This window comes from Miniphocaeibacter sp. (assembly GCF_049276255.1).
In the GTDB taxonomy this organism is placed as follows: Bacteria; Bacillota; Clostridia; order Tissierellales; family Peptoniphilaceae; genus Miniphocaeibacter.
Genome location: NZ_JBASWB010000015.1, coordinates 1 through 2297, shown reverse-complemented (window position 1 = coordinate 2297; position 2297 = coordinate 1). Strand labels below are relative to the sequence as shown.

Below are 2297 nucleotides of genomic sequence, written 5' to 3'. Positions count from 1 at the left end.
TATTTGATTAGTCTGATTTTCAGTCCAAATATCACCATAGTTAAAATCTTGATATTCCTTATTAAAACAATTTTTACAACCTAAGGTACATCCTGTTACAAATATTGTTGTTCTAACACCTGGTCCATTTGCTACATCAAATTCTCTAATTTGTGCATATCTCATTTTATATGTGTAATACCCTATCTTTTATTTCTTTTGTTCTACCTTCATTCCAGAAGTTTTCACCTAAATAACCACAAGTTCTTCTTGTTACATTCATTTTAGCTGTGTCTTTGTTTCCACATTGAGGACATTCCCATTCATTGTTTTCATTTAGGGTTATTTCTCCATCAAAGCCACATACTTGGCAAAAATCGGATTTAGTATTAAATTCCGCATAAGTTATATTATCATATATATATTTTACCATTGTTTCCAAGGCTTCTAAATTATGAGCCATATTTGGAATTTCTATATATGAAATACATCCACCTTTTGATCTATCTTGAAATTTAGCTTCAAATTTAAATTTATTAAAAGCATCTATTTCCTCTCTAACATCAACATGAAAACTATTTATATAGTAACCCTTATCTGTTACATCTTTAATAACTCCAAATCTCTTTCTATCTATTGAATTAAATCTATGAGTTAAACTTTCTGCTGGAGTACCATATAAGGCAAAACCAAGTCCTGTTTCCCTTTTCCATTGAGCTATTTTTTCGTTTAAACGATCCATAATCTTCAATGCAAATTCTTCACCTTTTTCAGATGTATGGCTTTCCCCTGTTGTTAAAAGAGTCGCTTCATATACTCCAATATATCCTAATGTTACTGTAGCATATCCGTTTGTTAATAGTTTTGAAATAGGCTCGTGTTTACCTAGTCTAGCTATTGCTCCATGTTGCCAATGTATAGGTGAAGAGTCACTATTTGCTTTTTGTAATAATTCATATCTTAACATACAAACTTTTTTACATAATTCAAGTCTTTTATCTAAGATTTGGAAGAATTTACTTTCATTTCCCCCTGCTAATATACCTATTTGAGGTAAATTAATTGTAACAACTCCCATATTGAATCTTCCATCAAATTGATAGATTCCATTTTCATCTTGCCATGGTGATAAAAATGCCCTACATCCCATTGGACTAAATACATTTCCTTCATAATTTTCTCTCATTTTCTTAGCGGAAATATAGTCTGGATACATTCTTTTTGCAGTACATCTAATTGAAAGACTTGTTAAATAATAATATTTACTATCTTCATAAATATTGTTTTCATCAAGAACATATATTAATTTAGGGAATGCTGGTGTTACATAAACTCCAACTTCATTTTTAATACCTTGAATTCTTTGTTTTAGGATTTCTTCCACTATCATAGCTGTTTCTTTTTCGTATTGATCTCCCTCAACTACATGCATAAATAATGTTACAAATGGTGCTTGTCCATTACTGGTCATTAAGGTATTAATTTGATATTGGATTGTTTGTATACCTGACTCTAAATCTTTTTTAGTCATTTTATCAGCCATTTTCTCAGCTAATTTTATATCCCCAATAGTTTCTAATGCTAAATTTAAGTTCTTTTCATAGCTTCTTCTTAAATATTTTCCTAAACACCTAATGTCAATACTTTGTCCGCCATACTGGTTACTTGCAATTTGGGCTATAATTTGTGTCATTACATTACAAGCTACTTGAAAAGATTTTGGTGATTCTATCATCTTTCCATTAACTACAGTTCCATTATCCAACATATCCTTCATGTTTACTAAACAGCAATTAAACATAGGTTGAATAATATAGTCCATATCATGTATATGTATTGCACCTTCGTCATGAGCTTGAATTAAATCCGTTGGGATGATTTTTCTTTTAGCAATATCCTTTGAAACTTCCCCTGCTATTAAATCCCTTTGTGTTGAAGCTATATAAGCATTTTTATTTGAATTCTCACTCATTAATTCTGAATTTTCAGTATTTAATAATCCTATTATACTAGCATCTGTAGTATTGCTCTCTCTTTTATAAGTTTGAACTGCCTTATAATTTTCATAGGCCCTAGCAGTTGCAGGATTATTATTTTGTATTAATTTATAATATACCTGATCTTCAATATCTGTAATAGTTAAAGTTCTTCCAGTAGTTTTAGAAAAATCCTCTATTTCATCAGCGATTTTTTCAGCTAGATTTTCTTCATAAACTCCAGTACTACTGTTCATTGCTTTTTTTATAGCAGATACTATTTTATTTTTATTAAATTCTACAATATTTCCATCTCTTTTAATTACATTCATTTTATCACCC

At 29.6% G+C, this 2297-nt stretch carries 2 protein-coding genes; both read right to left on the bottom strand.

The genetic code is table 11. The annotated features are described in order from the left end of the window. On the bottom strand, window positions 1–165 hold a 165-nt coding region (locus tag WAO56_RS01615), incomplete at its 3' end, for a 4Fe-4S cluster-binding domain-containing protein (protein WP_422146209.1). 1 nt (window position 166) lies between these two features. Further along, on the bottom strand, window positions 167–2287 hold the full coding sequence (gene nrdD, locus WAO56_RS01610; protein WP_422146208.1) for an anaerobic ribonucleoside-triphosphate reductase: 2121 nt from the start codon (window positions 2285–2287) through the stop codon (window positions 167–169). Window positions 2288–2297: the final 10 nt, after the last annotated feature.

What these genes read in the sequence shown, in the direction of transcription:
- nrdD (WP_422146208.1), bottom strand. Translation starts at nt 2,287, where the DNA reads ATGAATGTAATTAAAAGAGATGGAAATATTGTAGAATTTAATAAAAAT.